This window comes from Streptomyces sp. MP131-18 (assembly GCF_001984575.1).
Taxonomy (GTDB): Bacteria; Actinomycetota; Actinomycetes; order Streptomycetales; family Streptomycetaceae; genus Streptomyces; species Streptomyces johnsoniae.
The window spans coordinates 6,891,356-6,907,121 of the sequence record NZ_LZNS01000001.1 but is presented as its reverse complement, the minus strand read 5'-3'; the positions used below and the strand labels follow the sequence as shown (position 1 = coordinate 6,907,121).

Here is a 15,766-nt window from a genome sequence, read left to right as displayed (position 1 = left end):
TGTCCGATCTGCCGTCAGGCGGCGGCCTCCGGCGCCTCCCGCAACAGCTGGGCATCGGGGTTTCCACTGACCGCCTCATACACCGACCGGGCACGAGCACGGGTGAGGCCCTGCCGGTGTGCGGCGGGCAGTTCGCCGTAGGCACGGCCCGCGATACGGGCGGCCTCGCCTCGTTCACCGTTGTGTGCAAGGCAGGCCGCCCGGTCCAGAGCGATCAGGCTGCGCGTCATCACGCTGGGCCGCCGGGACAGTTGCAGGGCGCGGTCCTGTGACGCGTACGCACGCCGGGTCTCGCCGAGGAGGGTGAGTGCCTGCGAAAGATGGACGTGGTGCTTCTGCTCCGGATAACCGAGCCACGTGTCGGCGGCCTGGTCGGAGGGCAAACGGCTCAGGAGCCCTTCGGCCTCGTCGATGGCGCTCGGCGCCGCCGCTCGGTCACCACGAGCCGCGTGTGCACGGGCCGCCACGACGGTGACCAGCGCGGTGGCCGCGGTGGCCCGTCCGGCGGCCACCGCGCGCGCCCGCTCGGTGATCTGTCCGGCGACCGCCGCGGCCCCGAAGTTGAGGGACACCATCGCCTCACGGCCGAGCACCCAGGCGTGCAGGTCGCGGTCCCCGCTCTCCGCCGCGGCACGGCCCGCGGTATGGAACCAGCGGGTGCTTTCCCGGTGCGCCCCCATGTCGTGGAGCACGATCGCGGTCATGCCCGCCATGTGCGCGGCGATTCGGCACAGCCGGGTACGAGCGGCAACCGTGCGCGATGCGGCCAGCAAGGCGGACACTTCCGGGAGTCGGCGCCGAGGTCCGGGAGCAGGTCGGCGGGCGAACGTCCGTCGTACCCATGGGCGCGGCGCTCCACGGTCTCCTCCCAGTGGGTGAGGTCCGCTGCGCCGCGGTCCTCCAGGGCCGAGTCGAGTCCCTGGCGCGCGGCGGACAGCGCGGTACCGACGGGCGCCGCCAACCCGGTGGCCAAGGCGCCGCGGACCAAGGCCCTGCGGTTCATCGAATCGTCACCTTCATTCTGCCCCGAGGGGGCGGAGCGGCCGTTGCCGATCGGCTCCCACGAGCGTTCGGCCAGGCCGAGCAGCGGGCCGGACCGGCGAAACGGTGTCGCTGCGGCTGGTGATGCCGCACCTGATCCACGAGTACGCACGGCACAACGGGCACGCCGACCTGCTGCGCGAGGGCATCGACGGAGCGGTGGGCGTCTAATTCGCTTCCGTGGCGCGGGCGGTGACGGGTAGCGTCCGCGGCGTGAGGTGAACCCCCCGGTGGCCGCGTCGTGCGGCCACGGACGTCGACACGGATCAGGCATCCGCGGCCCGCCGGGCCGCGGACACATCGACGTGGAGTTTTCACCGTGGAGTACCACCTCATGCCCGGCGCCGACGCCGAAACCACCCTGGCCGCGTTCCTTACGCGTGCCGAGGCCGATCCGACCGTCCTCGGGGTGGTCCTGTCCGGCTCACGGGCCCATGACGGCATGCCGACCGTGCACTCCGACTTCGACGTGCACGTCGTCACCGGCGACGAAGGGCCGTCCGCCTTCGACGCGTTGGACGGTTACCGGTCGGACCATCTGGACCTGGTGGTCCTGAAGCTCGCCGAGTTCCGCACGCGCGGGCTGCCCGGCGACCCGCAGAGCTGGTCCCGTTACGCGTACGTGCACGCGCGGGTGCTGGCCGACCGCCTCGGCGGGGGCATCGCGGACATCCTCGACCGGAAGCGGACGCTGACGGCGGCGGAGGCGGCGGAGCAGGCGGCCGGCTACCTCGACGCGTACACCAACCAGATCTACCGGTCCCTGAAGAGTCACCGCGACGGCCGGGGCGCGCTGGCGCACTTCGACGCGGCGGAGAGCGTTCCGTTCGCGCTGGAGGTGCTGTTCGCGCTGCACGGCCGGGTCCGGCCGTACAACAAGTTCCTGGAGTGGGAGCTGTCGCGCCGGCCGCTGGGGCGCGGCTGGGCGGCGGAACGGCTGCTGCCGCGGCTGCGCCGCATCCTCGCCGACGGCGATCCGGCCGTGCAGCGCGGCCTGTTCGCGGACGTCGAACGCGCGGCCCGCGCCGGCGGGCACGGCGGGGTCCTCGACTCCTGGGGCATCGACCTGGAGTTCCTGCGGCCCTGAGACGGGATGGAACGCGGGCCTACCCGGCGCCGGTCATGTACTCCTCGCACAGCTGCCGCAGGTAGTCGTCCCAGATCGCGTCGCCGATCTCGCAGTCCTCGGGGTGCAGTTGGGGCTCGGTCGGCTCGGCGGGCGGTTCCGGGGGCGGGGGCGTCTCCGCCGCCGGGGGCGCTGTCTGCGTGGGGTCGGGGCTCTGCGGTGTCGGCTCCGGCGGTGGCAGGGGGGTGGTCAGGTCTTCCCTGGGGGACGGCTCGGTCAGCTCGGACTCCGGTTCCGGGGCGGGCGGGGTGTCCTCCCGGGTGCGGACGGGCCGGGGGCCGTCGCCGTCCGGTGGCGCGGAGTCCTCGGCGCCGCAGGCGGTGACACTCAGCAGAACGACCAGCGTCGTGGCGCTCAACATCCTTGTTGAAGTGGTCACTTGGTCTCTCCAGCCGTGGTGTTGCCGGACACTCTCTCAGACCACGGGCGCCCCGCCCCTCGCGGGCTCGCCCCCCGCCCGCGGTCGTCTGCCCGGCGGGCCGGTGCCGGACCGGCGATGAGTTCCGGGCGGGCCGCCGGTCCGACCAGGTACAGGTATCCGGACCACAGGAGGTGACCTTCGTGCTGCTCGAAGGCAGGACGCGGTCGTGTACGGGGGCGGGGGCGCCATCGGCGCGGTGCCATGGCGCGGGCTTTCGCGCGGGCTTTCGCGCGGGAAGGGGCGCGCGTGCATCTCGTCGGGCGCACGCCGGAACCTCTGGAGGCGGTGGCGGCCACGATTCGCGCCGCGGGCCTGCCGCCCGCGTCCAGGGCCTGGACGGCCGGCGCGGTGGAGTTGGAGTTGGGAGACCCCTTCCGCACCGGGCGGAACGGGCCGGGCAGGGGCGGGGAGAGCTAGAGTCGAAGGCATGGGTGAGGACGCGACGAGCGTGCGGGTCGATGCGTGGATCTGGGCGGTCCGGCTGGCCAAGACCCGGTCCGCGGCAGGCGCGGCGTGCCGGGCCGGGCACGTGCGGGTGAACGGCGAGCGGGTCAAGCCCGCGCACCCGGTGCGGACCGGCGACGAGGTGCGGGTGCGGCAGCCGGACCGGGAGCGGCTCGTCGTGGTGTCGCGGCTGCTGCGCAAGCGGGTGGGCGCGGCCGTCGCCGCCGAGTGCTTCGTGGACAACAGCCCTCCGCCGCCGCCCCGCGAGGTTACGGCGGCGCTGCCGGTGCGCGACCGGGGCACGGGGCGGCCCACCAAACGCGACCGCCGCGAGATGGAGCGGCTGCGGGGGCGGTAGCGCCGCGCGTCCCGGCGGTGTCAGTCCGTGACGCGGCTGCCGCTGCGGTAGGCGAGGTCGTGGTACTCGGGGTGCCGCTCCAGCCAGCCGGAGATGAACGGGCAGGGCGCGAGCACCCGGAGCCCGCGGCTCCGCGCGTCGTCGAGCGCCGTTCTGGCCAGGCTGCTGCCGACGCCGCGGCCCTCGTAGCCCTCGGCCACCTCCGTGTGCGGGTACACCGCGAGGTCGCCGGTGCGCAGGTAGTCGGCGAAGCCGGCCCGTTCGCCGTCGAGCCACGCCTCGAAGCGGGAGGCGTCCGTATTGTCGCGGACCGTGGCCGTGGTGCTGCTCATGGGCGCTCCTCGCGTGCCTGCGTGCCCCGCGTGGAAGCCGGCCGGCCCGGAGCCGGGTAACGCGGTCCCGGGCCGGCGGCATCGGGCGGTACCCGAGTTTCCGCGCGCGGCGTTTTGACACGTCTCAGGCGCCGCGTTCCTCCAGCATGTCCGCCATCAGGGAGATCTCGGACTCCTGCGCCTCGACCATGCCGGCCGCGAGGCGCGTGATCTCGTCGGTGTCGGCCTGCGCCACGGCGGCCGCGGCCATGTCCACGCCCCCGCGGTGGTGCACGGTCATCAGCTCCAGGTACTGGACCTCGGCGTCGCGGCCCTCGGCCTCGCGCAGCGCGTCCAGTTCCTCGTCGGTGGCCATACCGGGCATGGGCCCGCCGCCGCCGTGGCCGCCGCCCTCGTGCCCCGGCATCCAGACCATGGGGGTGTTCGTGCTCTTGCTCGCCCCCCAGTTCTCCAGCCAGCCGAGCATCATGCCGCGTTGGTTGGCCTGGGTGTTGATGATGTCGTAGGCGAGCAGCCGCACTTCCTCGTCGTCGGTGCGGTCGCGGACGATGAACGACATCTCGACGGCCTGCTGGTGGTGAACGGCCATGTCGCGGGCGAAGCCGACGTCCGCGGAGTCCTCCCCCGGCTCGTCCTCGGCGGTGGGCACGAACGCCGACACGGCGATGAGCACCGCGGCGACCAGGCCGGTGAGGCCGCTGGCCGCCACCAGGGCCCGGCGGCCGGTCACTGCGACATTCCGCCCGTGCACGCGGCCCCGGGCTCGGGGGTCTGGGGGCCCTGCACGTAGGAGTCGAAGAACTCGGCGACCCGCGGGTCGTCGGCGGTGTCCAGCTGCAGCTGCGCGCCCCACGCGGTGAGCGTGATCGGCGACTCCTGGTCCGCCACGGGACTCATCAGGGAGTAGGAGGTGGACGAGACGCGCTCGCCGAGGGTCTCCAGGTCGGCTTCCGCGGCGGTGTCGTTGTAGGTGACCCACACGGCGCCGTGTTCGAGCGAGTGCACCGCGTTCTCGTTCGGTATTTCGTCCTCGTAGACGTCCGCGTCGCAGTTCATCCACACCTGGGAGTGCTCGCCGCCGGCCGGCGGGTTCATCGGGTAGTCGACCTCGCCCTCGACGTGGTCGCGGGCGAGGTCCGCCCAGGTCTCCACACCGGTGATGTCCGCCGGTTCGCCTGGCTGGGCGGTGTTGTCGCCGTCGTCGTCCTCGGAGGAGGAGACGATGAAAATGCCGCCGATGACCAGGGCGACGACGATGGCGACACTCGCGGCGATGGTCAGCAGGCGATTGCGGCGATCGCGGGCCCGCTCCCTGCGGCGGGCCTCCTCGATCTTCTCGCGGCGCCCGACAGCGGCGCTCTTCTTGTTCTTCTTGGCAGCCATGGCAACGTCCTCGGCGAGAGAGGGAACGGGGGGTGTGGTGCACGGGCACGCACGGCCGGCGCGCGGCCCGGTGGGGCGGCGTCACGTTCCCGCCCTAGGTGCGCTGGATCTGGAGGCGGTGCAGGTCCACGGACGGCGCGGCGTCGTGTACGGGGCCGGCCGGGCCCGGCGCGGCGCAGCCGAGTGCGGCACGCGGGACCGGGTCGGGGGCGGGCACGTGGAGCGGGACGGGCGGCGGGGGCACCGGGTCGGCCGGCGTGCCGGGGCCGCCGTGGCAGCTGCTCCCCGGCTCCTCGTAGTCCATGTCCGGCTCGATGCTCGTGTGGAGCCGCGGCCCCTCTCCTCCGCCGCCGTGGGCCGCGGAGGGCGTGCACAGCCCGATGGCGCACAGCAGGGCGACGACGGCGAGTACACAGGCGGACACGGCGGTACGCCGCGTGGCGCCGACCGGACCCCTGTGTGTTCGTATCATCGCCCGTCATCGTACTCATGAGCCCCTGCGGACGCAGCGGCGATGCGTGCACGGAACGGCCGCCGCTCCAGGGCGGCTTCCAGTGCGGTCAGCAGTTCGCCGAGCGGGTAGGGCAGTTCGGCTTCCAGGTCCGCGCGTGCGGCCTCCACCGCGGCCCACTCCGCGTCCAGGGCGGGCAGCAGCGCGCGGGCCCGTTCCGTGAGGTGAACGACGCGCTGCCGGGCGTCGCTGCCGACTTCGAGCGTGACGAGCCCGCGGCGGCTCATCTGGGCCACGGTCTGGCTGGCCGCCGAGTGCGTCACGCCGATGGCGGCGGCGAGGTCGCGGATCGAGCGGGGGCCGAGGGCGACGAGGGCGCGCACGACGGGCGTGAAGCGGGGCCGGTAGTCGTCGAGGCCGAGCGCGGGGTAGAGCGTCGCGACGTCGGACTCCAGTTGGTCGAGGAGGTGGCGCAGCCGGGTGCCGAGGCCGGAGGCGGCGTAGGAGGAGGCCATGCCCCGGTAATATCACAGCGCTGTTGTATGAGCGCTGTGATAACAGGCGGAGCCGGAGAGAAGAGGAACGATGAGCGCGCTGCACCCGGAGATCGAGCCGTACGCCCACGGGATGCTGGACGTCGGCGAGGGCCACCGCATGTACTGGGAGACCTGCGGCAACCCCGACGGCATCCCCGCCGTCGTCGTGCACGGCGGGCCGGGCTCCGGCTGCACGCCGGGCGCGCGCCGGTACTTCGACCCGGCGGCTTACCGGCTGGTGCTGTTCGACCAGCGCGGCTGCGGACGCAGCACCCCGCACGCGGCCGACCCGGCGACCGGCCTCGGCACCAACACCACCGACCGCCTGCTGGACGATATGGACCTGCTGCGCGATCACCTCGGCATCGACCGGTGGCTGGTGTTCGGCGGCTCCTGGGGGTGCGTGCTCGGGCTGCTCCACGCCCTGCGCCGGCCGGACCGGGTCTCCGCGATGGTGCTCTCCGGCCTGGCCACCGGCCGGCGGGCGGAGACCGACCTGCTCACCCGCGGCCTCGGCCACTACTTCCCCGCGGCCTGGGAACGCTTCCTGTCCGGCGTGCCCGCCGCCGACCGCGACGGCGACCTGCCGACCGCCTACGCGCGGCTGCTGCGCGCCGGGGACCCGGCCGTTCGGGAGCGGGCCGCGCGGGACTGGTGCGACTGGGAGGAAGCGTTCGACGTGGGCTCGGACGGCCCCAACTCCCGTTATGCCGCGCCCGACTTCAGGATGGCGTTCACCCGCATCGTCACCCACTACTGGAGCCACGGCTCCTGGCTGCCCGAGGGCGAGGTGCTGCGCCGGGCCGGTGAACTGTCCGGCGTGCCCGGCGCGCTCGTGCAGGGGGTGCTCGACCCGGGGAACCTGCTGGGCACGCCCTGGGAGTTGGCGCACGCCTGGCCGGGCAGCGAGCTGACGATGGTGGGCGACTCGGGCCACGGCCGCGGCCCCGGGCTGGCCCGCGCGCTCGTTGCGGCCACCGACCGGTTCGCCGCGCAGACGCACCGGTAGCGTGGGAACGCCGCGGCCCCATGAGGGGTCCCCCCGGACGGAGTCCGGGGGAGGCGCCGACACGGACGAGCAGCGAATGAGAGGGAGGGGACCGGGATGGTGTTCAAGAAGCTTCTCGGCGCATTGGGAGTGGGCGGTCCTTCGGTGGACACGGTGCTGAACGGCGGGGCCGTCGTGCCGGGCACCGCACTGGCGGGTCAGGTGCTGGTGGAGGGCGGCACCATGGACACGGAGATCACGCAGGTCACCCTCGACTTCGTGGCGCGGGTGGAGTCCGAGGCCGAGGACGTGGAGACCCAGGGCACGGTGATCTTCCACCGCGAGGTCGTCGGCGGCGGATTCAAGCTGACCGAGGGTGCCAGGTTCGCCATCCCCTTCTCCGTCGGCGTGCCCTGGGAGACGCCGGTGAACGAGGTGTACGGCCGCCAGATCGGCGTATCCCTGGGCGTGCGCACCGAGCTGGCGGTGGCCGGCGCCCTGGACCAGGGCGACCTGGACCCGCTGCTGGTGCGGCCGATGCCGGTGCAGCAGGCCGTCCTGGACGCGTTCGCGCAACTCGGCTTCGGCTTCAAGTCGGCCGACCTGGAGCTGGGCCGCATCGGCGGCACCGGGCAGACGCTGCCGTTCTACCAGGAGATCGAGCTGACCCCGCCCGGCCAGTACGCGCACGCCATCCGGGAGATCGAGCTGACGTTCCTCGGCTCGCCGGGCGGCGTGGAGATCGTACTGGAGGCGGACAAGCGGGGCGGCCTGTTCTCCGGCGGCGGTGACGCGCTCAACCGCCACGTCGTCGGCCACGCCGACGCGGCGGGCGTCAACTGGACCGCGCAGGTGGACGGGTGGGTGCAGCAGCTCGCCCAGCGCCACCGCTGACCCGGCCCGGACCTCCCGGCCCCCGGCCTCCTGGCCGCCTCCTGGCCTCCCCCGGGCTCCGGTCCGGGGGAGGTCCAACGTCCCGGGTCGAAACTCCCGGGCCATCACTCCTTCGTGTGCAATTCGCGCGTCCCTTATGACGGCCGGGCGCCGCACGCGTCACACAGGAGCCCAAGCGCCACAAGGGAAACAACCCGCTTGGCGGGTACGGAATTACCGCTCGCAGTATTTCTGGTGTATGAACGCGTAGGCGTCGACATCCGTTGTCCGGGCCCGGGTTGGTGTTTAGCCTCGTAGGCCATGACATTGCTCAGGAAACTCAACGCCGCGCTCGGTTCCGCGACCGGATTTCAGGTGCGCCGCGTGCCCAGGGGCCACGCCGGGCAGCGCGCCGGCTCCGCCCCTGCCCGCGCGCCGGGGCGTGTCCCCCCGCGCAAGCCGCGGGCCGGGGCCCCTGCCTACCGACGGCCCGCCGCCTCCGGCGCCGACCGGCTGCTGCGCCGCCCGGTGTTCATCATCGCGCCGGTGCGTTCCGGATCGACGCTGCTGCGGATGATGCTCAACGGGCACTCCCAGCTGCACGCCCCGCACGAACTGCACTTCCGCCGGCTCGAAGTGCACTTCGCCACCGGGCTCGCCGAAAAATCCCTCGCCGCGCTCGGACTTGGCCGCGGCGACGCGGAACACCTGCTGTGGGACCGGCTGCTGCACCGCGAGCTGGTGAAGTCGGGAAAAACCTTCCTGGTGGAGAAGACGCCGGGCAACGCGTTCGTCCACGAACGCATCGCCGCCTGCTGGCCGGACGCCAGATTCGTCTTCCTGCTCCGCCACCCGGCGTCCATCGCCAGGTCGTGGCACGAGGCGGACCCGGTCAGGCGCAGCCCCGAGCACGCGGTCCTCGACTCGCTCCGCTTCATGAACGCCGTGGAGCGGGCCAGGGACCACCTGACCGGGCACACCGTCCGCTACGAGGAGCTGACGGAGGACCCGGCCTCCGCGCTGAAGGGCATCTGCGCCTTCCTCGACGTGCCCTGGGAGCCGCAGCTGCTCGACTACGGCGACCACAATTCGAGCGAACCGGTCAAGGGCCTCGGCGACTGGAAAGAAAAAATCCGCAGCGGCAGCGTGCAGGACGGCCGCCCGCTCCCCGCGCCCGGCGACGTTCCCGCTCCCCTGCACCCGATCTGCGCCGCCTGGGGCTATCCGGCGGGCGACGCCACCGCGGGGCGGCGGACGGCATGAGGGCCCACGCGGAACTCGCGCAGGTCTGGCCACGCGACGGACGACTGCGCCTCGTCGGCGCGTTGCACGGTCACGACCCGGTCGGGAGCGCGGCGGCGCCCTGGACGCTGCTGCTGGTGCTGCGGGACGTGCCGGAGCACGTGCTGCGCTACCCGGCGCCGCTCGACGGACCGGCGTTCGACGTCTCCCTGCCCGCGGCCGATCTCGCGCCCGAGGGCGTCGCCCTGCCCGCGTGCTGGGACCTGTACTTCTCGCAGGAGCCGGCCTCGGGTGCGCGCGAACGGCTGCGGGTGGGGCGGGTGCTGGACGACATCGAGGGCAAGAAGAAGATCATGGTTTTTCCCGGGCAGTCCGTCGCCTCCGGCGACGGCACGGCGCTGGTGAAGCCGTACTACACCATCAAGGACAACCTCTCGGTCGAGGTGACACCGGCACCATGAAGATCCGTTACCTGCTGCTGCACGCGTACGGCATGGGCGGCACCATCCGGACCGTGATCACCCAGGCGAACGCGATGGCCGCGGCGGGCCACGACGTGGAGCTGGTCAGCGTGCTGCGGCGCCGGGACAAGCCGCACTTCGCCGTCGACTCGCGCGTGCGGCTGCGCACCCTGGCCGACCTGCGGCCCGGCGCCCGCGCGCCGCACGCGCGCGGGGTGCTCGGCCGGTACCGGGCCAGGCGCACCGCCCGGCTCGCGTTCAGGCCCCCGCGGCACATCCCGTTCAGCGAGCCGGGCCACAAAGCCATCAACCGGCAGATCGAACTCGCGGTGATCCACTACCTGTCGGAGCTGCGCGACGGCATCGTGGTCACCACCCGCCCCGCGCTGAACATTCTCGCCGCCGAGTACGCGACGGGCGGTGTGATCCGCGTCGCTCAGGAACACGTCAATCTCGGCACGCACAAGGAGGACCTGCGCGCGGCGATCATCCGCTGCTACCCGCGGCTCGACGCCGTCGCCGTGCTGACGTCCAGGGACCGGGAGGACTACCTGCGCATGGCGCCGGGGACGCGGGTGACCCGCATTCCCAACGCGGTGCACTCCCTGCGGCAGAAGCCGTCGACGTGCGCCTCGCACATCGCGCTCGCGGCCGGCAGGCTCCGGCCGCAGAAGGGCTTCGACCTGCTGATCGAGGCGTTCGCGCAGCTGATCGATGAGTTCCCCGACTGGCAGCTGCGCATCTACGGCACCGGCGACCGGCACGACCAGCTGCGCGCGCTGATCGACCAGCACCACCTCTACAACCACGTCCTCCTGATGGGCCGCACCGACCAGTTGGACGAGGAGATGGCCAAGGCGTCGATGTACGTGCTCAGTTCGCGGTACGAGGGGCTGCCGATGGTGCTGATCGAGGCGATGTCGCACGGCCTGCCCGTGGTGAGCTACGACTGCCCGACGGGCCCGGCGGACGTCATCAGCGACGGCAAGGAGGGCCTGCTGCTGCCGCCGGGCGACGTGCCCGCGCTGGCCGAGGGGATGCGGCGGCTGATGGGCGACGAGGGCCTGCGCGCACGGATGGGCGACGCGGCGCTCGGCACCGTGGAACGGTACTCCCCCGAGGCGATCCGCGGGCAGTGGACGGAGCTGTTCGACGACCTGCTCGCGGAGCGCCGCGCCCACCGGGGCCTGTAATGGCTTCGCCCGTGCTCGCCTCGTCCGGTACGGTCCCTGGGTTGTTATCACTGCCGGGAGCCCAGAGAGCAGGTTTTTGTCATGGCATGTCGTATCAGTGAGCTCGTGCTCGGTTGCCGCGACCCCGAGGTGCTGGCCCGGTTCTGGTGCGAGGTTCTGGATTTCGTCGTGCTCGACCGCGAGGACGACGGCACGCTGGAGATCGGGCCTCGCGAAGGGTTCGGCGGTCCGCAGCCGACGATCATCCTCAGCCGCAGGGACGAGCCGGAGAAGGGGAAGTCCCGGCTGCACATCGACGTCAACGCCACCGACCGCGACCAGGACGCCGAGCTGAGACGCCTGCTGGCCCTCGGTGCGCGCCCGGCCGACATCGGCCAGACAGGGGACGAGCAGTGGCATGTCCTGGCCGACCCGGAAGGCAATGAGTTCTGCCTGCTCAAGGCCCGCCTCGCCCCGCTCTGACGCGCATCGGTCCCGATGAGTTCCGGCTGTGCGGCAAGTCTCGTCTTGCGAGTAACAGTCTGATGGAAGGGAGACGGACATGGGCTCGCGGGACAGCATGAAGGTGGGCATGTACTCCTTCGACTGCCGTGACGCGGCGGCGTTGGCGGGGTTCTGGGCGGATGTGCTGATGCGGTCGGTCGACGAGGGGGCGACTCAGGCGTTCGCGATGATCGGCTTCGAGGGGGACGGCCCGACCTGGATGTTCCACCAGCCGACCGGTGAGCTTGCCGTCGGCGACAACCGCCTGATGCTCGATCTGGGCGGGGGTGACGACTGGGCGGAGCAGGCCGACCGGGTGGAGGCACTGGGCGCGGAGCGGGTCAGTGACAATGAGCAGGACGGTGTCCGCTGGGTCGTGTTCCGGGACCCGGAGGGCAACACGTTCCGGATTTTCGCGCCACGCCCCCGGTAGCCGGCGCGTTCTCCGGGGCGCGGGGCCGTTCAGGAGACGATGTCCTTGGTGCGGAAGCCGCGGTAGGCGAGGGCGAACAGGACGAGCGCGAAGGCCACCGAGACGGCCGAGCCGCGGATCATGCCGCCCCACTCCGGGTCCGGCTGAAGTGCGTCCGCCCAGGCGAACTGCCAGTGTGCCGGCAGGAATTCGCGCCAGGAGCCGAGCGCGGTGATCGCATCGAGGATGCTGCCGACGATGGTGAGGCCGATGGCGCCGCCGACCGCGCCGAGCGGCGCGTCGGTGACCGTCGAGAGCCAGAACGCCGCGGCGGCGGTGATCAGCTGGCTGACGAAGACGTAGCCCACGGCGACGGCGAGGCGGGCCGCGGCATCCCCGGCACCCAGCGAGCCGCCGGTGGGCAGCACCAGCGGGCCCCAGCCGTAGGCGACCGAGCCGACGCCGAGGGCGACCAGCGGCAGCACGGCCATCGCGGCGGCGCTGAACAGCAGCGCCACGGCCAGTTTTGCGGTCAGCAGCCGGGCGCGCGGCACGGGCGCGGCCAGCAGGTAGCGCAGCGAGGACCAGTTGGCCTCGGCGGCGATGGTGTCGCCGCAGAACAGGGCGACGGGCACCACCAGCAGGAAGCCGGTGGCCAGGAACAGGCAGGTGGCGGCGAAGTTGGCGCCGGAGACGGTCGCGGTGTCCAGCAGGGTGCTCTCCTGGTCCCCGCCGGGCTCGCCGCCGACGGCGAAGGCGGCGGCCACGACGAACGGCAGCGCCACCAGCAGCGCCGCGACGACCTGGGTGCGGCGGCGGCGCAGCTGCCGCACCGCCTCGACGCGCAGCGGGAGCGTGCGGTGGGGGCGGTAGCCGGGCGCCGCGTCCAGGGCCGTGGTCATCAGGCACCTCCGATGAGGGTGAGGAAGGCGTCTTCGAGGCGGCGGTGGGGGCCCAGGCTGTGCACGGGGATGCCGAGCCTGACCAGTTCGGCCAGCAGCGCGGCGGCCCGGCCGGCGTCGTCCTCCTCGCTCGCCCCGGCGTCGAGCCGGATCAGCAGCCCGCCTTCCGCCCGCCCGGCGGACGTCACGCCCGGCAGGGCGGCGACCTGCTCGATCAGCGCGTCGGTGAGCGGCCGGGGCGTGCCGACGAGGAGGGTGCTGCCGTGGCCGACGATGTCGGCCACGGGCCCGGCCTGCACCAGCCGGCCCTCGGCCATGACGACGAGGTGGGTGCAGGTCTGCTCGACCTCGGCGAGCAGGTGGCTGGAGACGATCACGGTCCTGCCGTCCGCGGCGTAACGGGTCATCACCTCCCGCATGGCGCGGATCTGCGGCGGGTCGAGCCCGTTGGTCGGCTCGTCGAGGATGAGCAGTTCCGGCAGGCCCAGCATGGCCTGGGCGATGGCCAGGCGCTGCCGCATGCCCTGCGAGTAGGTGCGCACCGCGCGGTCGACGGCGCCGCCGAGACCGGCGATCTCCAGGGCCTCGGCCAGGTGCGCGTCGGCGGCGGGCCGGCCGGTGGCGCGCCAGTACAGCTCCAGGTTGGCGCGGCCGGTGAGGTGGGGCAGAAAGCCGGCGCCTTCGACGAAGGCGCCGACGCGGGAGAGCACCGGGGCGCCGGGCCGGATGGCGTGGCCGAAGACGCGGATGTCGCCCGCGTCGGGCGTGATCAGGCCCATGAGCATGCGCAGCGTCGTCGTCTTTCCTGCGCCGTTGGGCCCGAGGAGCCCGAGCACCTGGCCGCGGGCGACCCGGAAGGACAGGTCGCGGACGGCGTAGCGGTCCGCGGACCCGGCGTAGCGCTTGGACAGGTCGGTGATCTGCAGCGGAACGTCGGCGAGTTGCGGGTCGGGGGCCGGGGTGCGGGCCGAGGGGCGGCCGGTGAGGAGCAGGGCGGCGGCGATGACGGCGCCCGCGAGGGGCAGGCCCCAGGCCCACCAGGGCAGCGCGGTGCCGCCGGTGGTGACGCCGGGCGCGGTGGGGACGGTCAGGCCGGGGCCGGCGAGGGAGACGGTGTGGGTGGCGGGCTCGGCGGGCGAGGCGTAGCCGAGGTCGGTGGTGGACAGCACCAGACGCATGCGGTGCCCGGCCTCGAAGGGGTAGTCGACGGCGGGCAGCGGCACGTCGACCGTCCGGCCCTGGTCGGTGTTCTCGACGCGGAGGGGTGCGACGAGCTGGGCGGGCAGGGACTGCTGGGAGCCGTCGGGCGAGATGTCGTAGACCTTGGCGAACAGCACGGCGGACGGCGCGTCGGAGCGGATGTGCAGCCGTACGGTGGGCGTTCCCGTGACGCGGACCGTCTCGCTCAGCGGCTCGGATTCGAACTGGGCGAACTGGCCCGGGAAGTCGAGGGAGACACCGAAGCCCAGGGCGGTCGCCTCGCTGAGGGCGCCGAGCCCGGGGATGGCGGAGACGGCGGGCGGCGAGCCGCCGGCCGGGTTGACGAACGTCTGGGGCTCGCCGGCGAGTTCGACCGCTTCCCGGGCGGCGGTCAGGCCGGGGTAGGTCTCCCCGGTGGCGCCGCGCAGCAGCGTGGCGCCGTCGGTGGAGTCGAAGCCGGTGACGCGGGTGGCGCGGAAGGCGGGCCCGGTGTCGGTGCCGGTGTCGCCCTTCAGGTGACGGTCGAACCAGTCGGTGACGCGGCGTTCGACGCGGTCGGCCTCGGAGATGCCGCCGTCGTGCCCGGCCCAGATCCAGTCGACGGCGACGGGGGCACCGTTGTCCTGGACGGCGCGGGCGATGGCGTCGGCGTGGTCGAGGGGGAACAGCGAGTCGTGCTGGCCCTGGACGACGAGGGTGGGCACGTCGATGCGGTCGGCGACGGCGGCGGGGCTGCGTTCGTGCAGGAGCCGCCGGGCCTCGGCATCGGGCTCGCCGGAGACGGCGACCCGCTCGTACAGGTCGCACAGCTCGGCGGTGAACCGGCCGCAGCCCGGATCGGGCAGGGGCTCGGCGGCCTCGTCGAGGTAGCCGGCCTCGGTGGACCCGGTGGTGAACAGGATGCCGGCCCACAGACGTTTGAACACGCCGCCGGGGAACAGCGCTTCGGACAGGTCCCAGTAGGTGATCTGCGGGGCGATGGCGTCCACGCGCGAGTCGTGGCCGGCGGCGAGCAGGGCGATGGAGCCGCCGTAGGAGGCGCCGGCGAGGCCGACGCGGGGGTCGTCCTCGGCGTCGAGCGCGACCTCGGGGCGTTCGGCGAGCCAGTCGATGAGGTGCCGGACGTCGGCGACCTCGGCGTCCGGGTCGTTCAGCCCGATGCGCCCGCCGGAGGCGCCGAATCCGCGGGCGGACCAGGTCAGGACGGCGTAGCCCTCGCGGGCGAGCCGTTCGGCCTGGGGGCGCATGTCGTCCTTGCTGCCGCCGAAGCCGTGTCCGAGGAGCACGGCCGGGCGCCGTTCGTCCGCGGGGCCCGCGGTGAAGTAGGAGGTGTCGATCCGGACGGTGTCCTCGCCGCCGGGCGACTCGGGCAGGTCGAACGCGCGGTCATGGCGGTTGACGGTCCGTTCGCCGCCGTCGGCGAGCACGCTCCAGGTGCCCGCGCCGGCGAGGAGGACCAGGGCGGCGGCACCGGCGATCAGGCGCCCGCGCCCGCGGGGCCGACGGCGCGGCCAGCGGAGTCTCATGTGCCGGGGGGTCCCTTCGAGACGGCCGACGATCTCCCCACGCTACCCAATCGGTCCGGGGCACACGGACACGGTGCCGGGTCGCCGCGGCGGCGGACGGCACGGTGGAGAATCAGGGGGTTCGCACCGAGTTGGAGCAATCGTGGCAATCGTTCGGGAGGCACCATGGGTCAGGGAGTACACGTTCAGGATCTGCCGGGGGTCGGCAAGCGGTACGACATCGATCTGGGCCGCGCGGATCAGCGGATCTCGGTGGTGATGCGGTCGGGAGGGGTGCGGGACCTCTACGTCTTCGCGTCCGACTCCGCGGACCCGACGGCGGTGATCGAGCTGTCGGAGGAGCAGGCGCGCAAGGTGGGCGCCGTGCTCGCGGCCACGTTCTTCGAGGCGTGAG

At 73.2% G+C, this 15,766-nt stretch carries 18 protein-coding genes and 3 pseudogenes; 12 read left to right on the top strand and 9 right to left on the bottom strand.

Features of this window, described 5'->3' with window-relative positions; genetic code table 11:
- Positions 1-14: 14 nt before the first annotated feature.
- Positions 15-704: a hypothetical protein gene (locus STBA_RS30935; RefSeq protein WP_143659590.1), complete on the bottom strand. Its 690-nt coding sequence runs from the start codon at positions 702-704 to the stop codon at positions 15-17.
- A 388-nt stretch (positions 705-1,092) separates the two neighbouring features.
- Between STBA_RS30935 and STBA_RS30925 the strand changes: the two are divergent.
- Together STBA_RS30925 and STBA_RS30920 are read left to right on the top strand one after the other, a co-directional pair.
- Positions 1,093-1,212, top strand: a pseudogene (locus tag STBA_RS30925) (DUF664 domain-containing protein); the annotation flags it as partial.
- 148 nt (positions 1,213-1,360) lie between these two features.
- Positions 1,361-2,128, top strand: coding sequence for a hypothetical protein (locus STBA_RS30920; RefSeq protein ID WP_366510910.1), 768 nt, complete (start codon positions 1,361-1,363; stop codon positions 2,126-2,128).
- A 19-nt stretch (positions 2,129-2,147) separates the two neighbouring features.
- On the opposite strand, the gene STBA_RS30915 is transcribed toward STBA_RS30920, so the two are convergent.
- Positions 2,148-2,546: a hypothetical protein gene (locus tag STBA_RS30915; protein WP_143659589.1), complete on the bottom strand. Its 399-nt coding sequence runs from the start codon at positions 2,544-2,546 to the stop codon at positions 2,148-2,150.
- A gap of 208 nt (positions 2,547-2,754) precedes the next feature.
- Between STBA_RS30915 and STBA_RS39105 the strand changes: the two are divergent.
- Positions 2,755-2,900, top strand: a pseudogene (locus STBA_RS39105) (2-hydroxycyclohexanecarboxyl-CoA dehydrogenase); the annotation flags it as partial.
- A 115-nt stretch (positions 2,901-3,015) separates the two neighbouring features.
- Complete coding sequence (locus tag STBA_RS30910) at positions 3,016-3,390, top strand: RNA-binding S4 domain-containing protein (RefSeq protein ID WP_077062342.1); 375 nt, start codon at positions 3,016-3,018, stop codon at positions 3,388-3,390.
- A 20-nt stretch (positions 3,391-3,410) separates the two neighbouring features.
- Here STBA_RS30910 and STBA_RS30905 read toward each other — a convergent pair whose 3' ends face one another.
- The 5 genes from STBA_RS30905 to STBA_RS30885 all read right to left on the bottom strand — a co-directional run bounded on the left by STBA_RS30905 (position 3,411) and on the right by STBA_RS30885 (position 6,071).
- The gene (locus STBA_RS30905; protein WP_077062341.1) at positions 3,411-3,722 is read right to left on the bottom strand and encodes a GNAT family N-acetyltransferase; all 312 of its coding nucleotides are present in this window, start codon (positions 3,720-3,722) and stop codon (positions 3,411-3,413) included.
- Positions 3,723-3,846: 124 nt separating this feature from the next.
- On the bottom strand, positions 3,847-4,395 hold the full coding sequence (locus tag STBA_RS30900) for a DUF305 domain-containing protein (RefSeq protein ID WP_253195303.1): 549 nt from the start codon (positions 4,393-4,395) through the stop codon (positions 3,847-3,849).
- 53 nt (positions 4,396-4,448) lie between these two features.
- Positions 4,449-5,105, bottom strand: coding sequence for a DUF3105 domain-containing protein (locus tag STBA_RS30895; protein WP_077062339.1), 657 nt, complete (start codon positions 5,103-5,105; stop codon positions 4,449-4,451).
- Between the two features lie 94 nt (positions 5,106-5,199).
- Positions 5,200-5,577, bottom strand: a complete 378-nt coding sequence (locus STBA_RS30890) for a hypothetical protein (RefSeq protein ID WP_077062338.1) — start codon at positions 5,575-5,577, stop codon at positions 5,200-5,202.
- On the bottom strand, positions 5,574-6,071 hold the full coding sequence (locus STBA_RS30885) for a MarR family winged helix-turn-helix transcriptional regulator (protein ID WP_077062337.1): 498 nt from the start codon (positions 6,069-6,071) through the stop codon (positions 5,574-5,576). The genes STBA_RS30890 and STBA_RS30885 overlap by 4 nt, the downstream gene beginning before the upstream one ends.
- Positions 6,072-6,141: 70 nt before the next feature.
- Here STBA_RS30885 and pip point away from each other — a divergent pair, with 70 nt between their 5' ends.
- The 7 genes and pseudogenes from pip (at position 6,142) to STBA_RS30850 (ending at position 11,765) form a co-directional block, all read left to right on the top strand.
- On the top strand, positions 6,142-7,101 hold the full coding sequence (pip, locus tag STBA_RS30880) for a prolyl aminopeptidase (RefSeq protein ID WP_077062336.1): 960 nt from the start codon (positions 6,142-6,144) through the stop codon (positions 7,099-7,101).
- A gap of 96 nt (positions 7,102-7,197) precedes the next feature.
- Positions 7,198-7,962: pseudogene (locus STBA_RS30875) on the top strand (sporulation protein); the annotation flags it as partial.
- Between the two features lie 312 nt (positions 7,963-8,274).
- A complete protein-coding gene (locus tag STBA_RS30870; RefSeq protein WP_077062334.1) occupies positions 8,275-9,216 on the top strand; it encodes a sulfotransferase in 942 nt (313 codons plus the stop codon).
- Positions 9,213-9,656 carry a hypothetical protein gene (locus STBA_RS38110; protein ID WP_077062333.1) on the top strand — a complete coding sequence of 148 codons (444 nt, stop codon included), beginning with the start codon at positions 9,213-9,215 and terminating at the stop codon, positions 9,654-9,656. Before STBA_RS30870 ends, STBA_RS38110 begins: the two co-directional genes overlap by 4 nt.
- Complete coding sequence (locus STBA_RS30860) at positions 9,653-10,849, top strand: glycosyltransferase family 4 protein (RefSeq protein WP_077062332.1); 1,197 nt, start codon at positions 9,653-9,655, stop codon at positions 10,847-10,849. The genes STBA_RS38110 and STBA_RS30860 overlap by 4 nt, the downstream gene beginning before the upstream one ends.
- 81 nt (positions 10,850-10,930) lie before the next feature.
- A complete protein-coding gene (locus STBA_RS30855) occupies positions 10,931-11,311 on the top strand; it encodes a VOC family protein (protein WP_077062331.1) in 381 nt (126 codons plus the stop codon).
- A gap of 79 nt (positions 11,312-11,390) precedes the next feature.
- Complete coding sequence (locus STBA_RS30850) at positions 11,391-11,765, top strand: VOC family protein (protein ID WP_079252245.1); 375 nt, start codon at positions 11,391-11,393, stop codon at positions 11,763-11,765.
- A 29-nt stretch (positions 11,766-11,794) separates the two neighbouring features.
- Here STBA_RS30850 and STBA_RS30845 read toward each other — a convergent pair whose 3' ends face one another.
- Together STBA_RS30845 and STBA_RS30840 are read right to left on the bottom strand one after the other, a co-directional pair.
- Positions 11,795-12,646, bottom strand: a complete 852-nt coding sequence (locus STBA_RS30845) for an ABC transporter permease (protein ID WP_077062330.1) — start codon at positions 12,644-12,646, stop codon at positions 11,795-11,797.
- Positions 12,646-15,372, bottom strand: coding sequence for an alpha/beta fold hydrolase (locus STBA_RS30840; RefSeq protein WP_077062329.1), 2,727 nt, complete (start codon positions 15,370-15,372; stop codon positions 12,646-12,648). The genes STBA_RS30845 and STBA_RS30840 overlap by 1 nt, the downstream gene beginning before the upstream one ends.
- Positions 15,373-15,537: 165 nt before the next feature.
- Between STBA_RS30840 and STBA_RS30835 the strand changes: the two genes are divergently transcribed.
- Positions 15,538-15,765 carry a potassium transporter TrkA gene (locus STBA_RS30835; protein ID WP_077062328.1) on the top strand — a complete coding sequence of 76 codons (228 nt, stop codon included), beginning with the start codon at positions 15,538-15,540 and terminating at the stop codon, positions 15,763-15,765.
- Position 15,766 lies beyond the last annotated feature (1 nt).

Excerpts from the sequence above, each read along its gene's own strand:
- STBA_RS30935 (WP_143659590.1), bottom strand. The coding sequence starts at position 704 with ATGACCGCGATCGTGCTCCACGACATGGGGGCGCACCGGGAAAGCACC.
- STBA_RS30910 (WP_077062342.1), top strand. The coding sequence starts at position 3,016 with ATGGGTGAGGACGCGACGAGCGTGCGGGTCGATGCGTGGATCTGGGCG.
- STBA_RS30905 (WP_077062341.1), bottom strand. The coding sequence starts at position 3,722 with ATGAGCAGCACCACGGCCACGGTCCGCGACAATACGGACGCCTCCCGC.
- STBA_RS30895 (WP_077062339.1), bottom strand. The coding sequence starts at position 5,105 with ATGGCTGCCAAGAAGAACAAGAAGAGCGCCGCTGTCGGGCGCCGCGAG.
- STBA_RS30890 (WP_077062338.1), bottom strand. The coding sequence starts at position 5,577 with ATGATACGAACACACAGGGGTCCGGTCGGCGCCACGCGGCGTACCGCC.
- STBA_RS30885 (WP_077062337.1), bottom strand. The coding sequence starts at position 6,071 with ATGGCCTCCTCCTACGCCGCCTCCGGCCTCGGCACCCGGCTGCGCCAC.
- pip (WP_077062336.1), top strand. The coding sequence starts at position 6,142 with ATGAGCGCGCTGCACCCGGAGATCGAGCCGTACGCCCACGGGATGCTG.
- STBA_RS30870 (WP_077062334.1), top strand. The coding sequence starts at position 8,275 with ATGACATTGCTCAGGAAACTCAACGCCGCGCTCGGTTCCGCGACCGGA.
- STBA_RS38110 (WP_077062333.1), top strand. The coding sequence starts at position 9,213 with ATGAGGGCCCACGCGGAACTCGCGCAGGTCTGGCCACGCGACGGACGA.
- STBA_RS30860 (WP_077062332.1), top strand. The coding sequence starts at position 9,653 with ATGAAGATCCGTTACCTGCTGCTGCACGCGTACGGCATGGGCGGCACC.
- STBA_RS30855 (WP_077062331.1), top strand. The coding sequence starts at position 10,931 with ATGGCATGTCGTATCAGTGAGCTCGTGCTCGGTTGCCGCGACCCCGAG.
- STBA_RS30850 (WP_079252245.1), top strand. The coding sequence starts at position 11,391 with ATGGGCTCGCGGGACAGCATGAAGGTGGGCATGTACTCCTTCGACTGC.
- STBA_RS30845 (WP_077062330.1), bottom strand. The coding sequence starts at position 12,646 with ATGACCACGGCCCTGGACGCGGCGCCCGGCTACCGCCCCCACCGCACG.
- STBA_RS30840 (WP_077062329.1), bottom strand. The coding sequence starts at position 15,372 with ATGAGACTCCGCTGGCCGCGCCGTCGGCCCCGCGGGCGCGGGCGCCTG.
- STBA_RS30835 (WP_077062328.1), top strand. The coding sequence starts at position 15,538 with ATGGGTCAGGGAGTACACGTTCAGGATCTGCCGGGGGTCGGCAAGCGG.